This is a genomic window from Bacillus sp. 05T31, from assembly GCF_056396725.1.
The window spans coordinates 1-5,764 of sequence record NZ_JBFTMA010000236.1; the positions used below are offsets into that span (position 1 = coordinate 1).

The 5,764-nt window shown below is 36.8% G+C and carries 7 protein-coding genes; 6 read left to right on the top strand and 1 reads right to left on the bottom strand.

All coding sequences use genetic code 11. The annotated features are described in order from the left end of the window. From AC1DJR_RS15335 to AC1DJR_RS15355, 5 genes are all read left to right on the top strand, one after another. On the top strand, window positions 1-802 hold an 802-nt coding region (locus tag AC1DJR_RS15335; protein WP_477002945.1), incomplete at its 5' end, for a DUF4073 domain-containing protein. Between the two features lie 269 nt (window positions 803-1,071). Next, window positions 1,072-2,067, top strand: coding sequence for a D-cysteate sulfo-lyase (cuyA, locus tag AC1DJR_RS15340; RefSeq protein WP_477002946.1), 996 nt, complete (start codon window positions 1,072-1,074; stop codon window positions 2,065-2,067). A 195-nt stretch (window positions 2,068-2,262) separates the two neighbouring features. Then, window positions 2,263-2,892, top strand: coding sequence for a class I SAM-dependent methyltransferase (locus AC1DJR_RS15345; RefSeq protein ID WP_477002947.1), 630 nt, complete (start codon window positions 2,263-2,265; stop codon window positions 2,890-2,892). Between the two features lie 36 nt (window positions 2,893-2,928). After that, window positions 2,929-3,057 (top strand): hypothetical protein, encoded by a 129-nt coding sequence (locus tag AC1DJR_RS15350; RefSeq protein ID WP_429687512.1) that lies wholly within the window; start codon window positions 2,929-2,931, stop codon window positions 3,055-3,057. Between the two features lie 14 nt (window positions 3,058-3,071). Next, window positions 3,072-3,269, top strand: a complete 198-nt coding sequence (locus AC1DJR_RS15355; RefSeq protein ID WP_429687481.1) for a hypothetical protein — start codon at window positions 3,072-3,074, stop codon at window positions 3,267-3,269. 35 nt (window positions 3,270-3,304) lie between these two features. Here the strand turns inward: AC1DJR_RS15355 and AC1DJR_RS15360 are convergent, their stop codons facing one another. Continuing rightward, window positions 3,305-3,934, bottom strand: coding sequence for a hypothetical protein (locus AC1DJR_RS15360; protein WP_477002948.1), 630 nt, complete (start codon window positions 3,932-3,934; stop codon window positions 3,305-3,307). A gap of 410 nt (window positions 3,935-4,344) precedes the next feature. Between AC1DJR_RS15360 and AC1DJR_RS15365 the strand changes: the two genes are divergently transcribed. Continuing rightward, on the top strand, window positions 4,345-5,764 hold a 1,420-nt coding region (locus tag AC1DJR_RS15365; RefSeq protein WP_477002949.1), incomplete at its 3' end, for a DHA2 family efflux MFS transporter permease subunit.

A 5,764-nucleotide genomic window follows, 5' to 3' on the forward strand; every position in this document is an offset into this window, starting at 1 on the left:
TCATAAAAAAGAGTTAGACGGTTATCCGCTTTTGTTTTTAGGAACTGAAAAATATATGAAATACCATGATTCAAAAATGTGGGACGAAGTATATATGGGTGATGAACAATTAGGCTGGTTAAAACAAAATTTAGAAGAGTACAGTCAAAAAGATAAAAATAAGCCGATTTTCATTTTCTCTCATCACGTTTTACCTGATACAGTATCTGGATCAAGACAAAATCCGTATTTACAAGACTATTTAAATGTTGATAAATTGTACGATATATTAAAAGATTATCCGCAAGTTGTTTTCTTCACGAGTCATACACATTGGGATTTAAACTTACCAGATTGGGCTGGTAAAAAGAAAATTGAAGGCGGAGATGAAAAAGGATTTACGGTTGTAAATACGGGCGGAATTGAAACAGGCTGGATGTCAGCTGGACCAAATGGTGGCGAGAAGACTGCTCCAGATGGATATTCATTTAAACAAGGGTTGCAAGTGAAAGCATACGGTAACGATGTAATCGTGACGGCTTACGATTATAAACGAGATAAGGGCATAAAGAATTTATTAATTAGTGATGCGAAAATCGCACAAATGGCACCAGATGTAACAGCTGATGATAGTAAAAATGTAATCGTCGGTGCAACAGAATATATGGAGTACTCTATAGAAGGAACGAACGAGTGGAATACGTATAATCCATCAAAACCCCAAAAGTTTGATGGCGACAAAATTGTATATGTACGTCACAAAGGAGAAATGAATTTAGAGGCAGGATTAACACAGCTTCTTCGTTTTTCGGCAAATAAGTGATTGGAGAGAGCCCGCATTTAAATACGTGGGCTCTTTTTTGATTGATGAGAAATGGGTTTTATATGTCGTTTCTTGTTGGTAAGTCGATATTCTATGTCGAATCGCCGATAAAATTTAAGAATCGGTCGATAAATTTGAAAAATTGCCGATATAATTTCATTTACCAAATTTCGATACATTTTTAATCAGGAAAGGTGACTTCATCATTTTTACATGTAATAATAGTATGGTTACATTTACTGTGAAAGAGTATAAAAGGAGCGTTATTGATGAACTTAGCTAAATTCCCGAGAAAAAAATATACAGAATCATATACACCAATTGAAAAGTTAAACAATTTTTCTGAAGCACTTGGTGGGCCAACTATTTATTTTAAACGAGATGATTTACTTGGTTTAACAGCTGGTGGTAATAAGACGAGAAAGTTAGAGTTTCTAGTTGCGGATGCACAGGCAAAAGGTGCAGATACGTTAATTACAGCTGGTGGTATTCAGTCAAACCATTGTCGTCTAACACTTGCAGCTGCGGTAAAAGARAAAATGAAATGTATTCTTGTGTTAGAAGAAGGGCTTGAGCCAGAAGMAAAGCSAGACTTTAAYGGAAACTATTTCTTATATCATTTATTAGGTGCTGAAAAYGTAATTGTTGTGCCRAACGGARCAGACCTTATGGAAGAAATGCATAAAGTAGCGAAAGAAGTAAGTGAAAAAGGAAATACACCATATGTCATTCCAGTTGGTGGATCGAACCCTACTGGCGCGATGGGTTACATTGCTTGTGCGCAAGAAATTATGGCTCAATCATTCGAGCAAGGAATTGATTTCAGTTCAGTTGTTTGTGTAAGTGGTAGCGCTGGTATGCATGCTGGTTTAATTACTGGTTTTTCCGGAACACAAAGCAAAATTCCTGTAATCGGAATAAATGTAAGTAGAGGAAAAGCAGAGCAAGAAGAGAAAGTAGCAAAACTTGTAGAGGAAACTTCAGCGCATGTTGGTATCCCAAACTCTATTTCACGCGACAATGTTACATGCTTTGATGAATATGTAGGGCCAGGATACGCTTTACCAACACCAGAAATGGTTGAAGCAGTTCAGTTACTTGCGAAAACAGAAGGTATTTTACTTGACCCAGTGTATACAGGTAAAGCAGTAGCAGGACTAATCGATTTAATTAGAAAAGGTAAATTTAATAAAGAGGACAACATTTTATTCGTACATTCAGGTGGCTCGCCAGCTTTATATGCGAATACGTCTCTGTTTGCGTAAGTGTAAAAAGCATTGGGTATCCAATGCTTTTTGTTTTTAATTAATGTTGAAATTTGATACAATTTCGTGAATATGCGATAACGTTGCTACATTCAATGAAAGAGGGCATGACTGTGTTATGTCCAACAAAAGAGTTACATAGGCAACAGTAGATTTTTAAAAAAGAGAGCTAATATTTATAAAGGAGATTGAGATATGACAGAATTTTGGGAAGCAAGTTTTATAGAAAATCAAATGATGTGGGGATTTGAASCTKCAGAYTCCGCAATYTTGACGAAGGAYWTTTTCCTTGAAAAKAAAGTGAAGGATATATTGATTCCTGGTATTGGRYAYGGYAGAAATGCAAAGSTTTTTATTGATAACGGAATACATGTAACAGGTATTGAAATTTCAAAAACAGCGATTGAATTGGCGAGGGCAAATGAACTTAATGCTGATTTCTTCCATGGTTCAGTWACGGATATGCCTTTTGATAACAAACTGTATGATGGYATATTTTSTTATGCACTTATTCATTTRTTGAATAAGGATGAGAGAGAGAAGTTTATTAAAGATTGYTATAAYCAATTAAAGCCAAACGGATATATGATTTTTACTACTATTTCTAAAGATGCCCCAATGTTTGGGAAGGGTAAACAACTGGATAAAGACTACTTCGAGATAATGGAAGGGGTAAAAATGTACTTTTATGATATGGACTCGGTAAAACAAGACTTTGGAAAATATGGACTGATGGAAACTACGGAAATTTTGGAGCCGCATAAAAATATGGAAAATAAACCTCCATTTAAATTTATAATGATCAAATGTCAAAAAACACTATAATTACATAATAGAAACACCGAAATAGAAGCGAAAGCTGTGGTATATCAAATTTGGATTAGTTCTAATAAGGATAAAGTAGAAATAATGGCGGGAGATAATCGGTATGCTCAATTAACAGAAAAAAAGCAGCCACTTTGTTTTGGATTGTTACGGGAGAGAAGTTAGCTGAATAAAAGTATATGATTGATTTTGCTCTTTTTATTGTTGTTCCATCACTTACAGGCCTATTCATTTTATCAGCAACAGCATTTATTTTAGCTGGCATTGTACTTTTTATTATGTTTTGCCCAGATCCATTAGATATTTCAAAAAAGATATTAGTTTATAAAAAGAAATTTGAGAAGATTAAATCAATGGAAAAGGAAATGTTTTTTTAGTCTGGGCTACGGACCTATCCTCCCGTTCTAATTAACTAAAAGAAGAACTTTCCCATACCGATTAGACTACTAATCATTCCTATTCCATTCATGGTGCCTTTTCCTACTGTAAGTAAGTTTCCAAACATTCCCGGCTGGCCGTTACCTCCGTTATTCCCCCATCCCATTGGGGACCACGGACCACCCCATCCTATGGGATTTACCTGACCTCCCCATCCTGGAGGATTTCCAAAAACACCCCAATTATTGGTAYTAAARTTAAAAGCYTTGGYTGGCGGCGATAGTAAAGCGGCAAGATGCCCTTGTGCGAACATCCCCGTATGATTGAATGGTTGGGCCCAGGGGAAGGGGGGTTTTTGAAAATTGAAACCTGCATAGCCTGGTAATGGAGCCCAATTAGCAGGATGTCCTTGGGGCATCATCCCTACATAATCGCTTGGCTGGCCCAAAGAGAAGGGAGGGGGCTTTGGATTGAAACCCGTATAATTGGTTGATGAATCCCAACCAACTGGATAGACTCGATCACTCCAATTCTCAGGAATCTTCGGACCATTCATTCCCTCAGCTTTGGTTATTTGGGGCTGTGAATATAATGATGMCATTGAAATTTGGYTATTATATTGYTCMCMGTTTCCCTYTGMATTCAAATACCAATATTGGTGCATAMGCTTATTCCCCTCACTTTAAAAATGTAACGTTAGACTTAGCCTATGCAATATTCCTTTTTATGGATGGTTACATAACTAGATCTACAAGCCCGAATTTAAAGGAATGGGTGCGTGGTCTTGTTGATTTATCCCGCTATTTGTGGGCAGTAAGACCCTTGCCTCAAAACAAAGAAGTTAGATGGGGGCTGGGCTGCCTATAAAAGCCCCACTGATTAAAGTTTCACTTTATAAAGGATTTAGTCAATAAAAAAGATTTAAAATGTTATGTTGAGCAAGTGGAATTACTAAAAAGAGAATATCCATGCGAAGAGTTTGGCAAAATACTGCAAGGGTAATGTATTTTTGTGCAGATATGAAAACGATTTAAACTAATCAATGCAATTTATAATGAAGGAGCAAATAAATATATGAGTGAAACATTACATAAAAGAAAACCACCATATTTAATGCTTGTAATTCTTTTTATTGGGGCATTTGTTTCATTTTTAAATAACTCGCTTTTAAATGTAGCTTTGCCATCAATAATGAAGGATTTAGACATTAAAGATTATTCAACGATTCAGTGGCTTTCTACAGGGTATATGCTTGTTAGTGGTATATTAATTCCGGCATCAGCATTTTTAATAACCCGCTTCTCAAATAGGAGCTTATTTATTACATCCATGGTGATTTTTATTCTTGGTACTGCCTTAGCGGCTTTAGCGCCGAACTTTGGTTTATTACTTACTGGCCGGATGGTTCAAGCAGCAGGTTCTTCAGTCATGGGGCCTTTGTTAATGAATATTATGCTAGTAAGCTTCCCAAGAGAAAAAAGGGGAACAGCAATGGGKATTTTTGGAYTAGTTATGATTACAGCTCCAGCAATTGGACCGACACTATCAGGYTATATTGTAGAGTATTATGACTGGCGTTTGCTTTTYGAAATGATTTTACCGTTAGCRATYATTAGCTTACTGTTAGGGATTTGGAAATCTGAGAATGTCATGAAACAAAACAAAAATGCAAAACTTGATTATCTCTCATTACTATTATCTTCTGTCGGTTTTGGCGGTTTGTTATATGGGTTCAGTTCTGCAAGCTCAGATGGTTGGACGGATAAAGTTGTCTTAGCAACCTTAATTATAGGCGCTATTGCCCTAATTACTTTCATTGTCCGTCAATTAAAAATGAATGAGCCGTTATTGGATTTACGTGTTTACAAGTACCCAATGTTTGCACTTGCGTCTGTAATTGCAATTGTCAACGCGGTGGCCATGTTTTCAGGTATGATTTTAACACCAGCTTATGTACAAAACGTCCGTGGCATTTCGCCGCTGAACTCTGGGCTGATGATGCTTCCAGGTGCGGTAATAATGGGGGTTATGTCACCAATTACAGGTAAACTATTTGATAAATATGGCCCTCGGATTCTTGGCATAGTAGGACTTTCCATAACAGCTGTTTCAACTTATATGTTGGCAAACCTGCAAATTGACTCTAGTCACACACATATTATTCTTATTTACACACTGCGGATGTTTGGGATGGCGATGGTGATGATGCCACTTATGACAAATGGCCTTAATCAATTGCCAACTCGCTTGAATCCGCACGGTACAGCTGTTAATAATACAGCYCAACAAGTGTCCGGTTCGATTGGTACYGCTATTCTTGTTACGATTATGAATTCTGTAACAACAACAAAAGCTGAAAGTCTAATGTCTGATGTAGATCCAACAACCTTCACAGAAGCTACGAAGGCAATGTTAACTCAGAAGGCTTTATTATCCGGAATTCAATATTCATTCTATGTAGCGTGCAACAACATTCATGCCAAGCGCTACATAG

What these genes read in the sequence shown, in the direction of transcription:
- AC1DJR_RS15355 (WP_429687481.1), top strand. Translation starts at nt 3,072, where the DNA reads ATGATTGATTTTGCTCTTTTTATTGTTGTTCCATCACTTACAGGCCTA.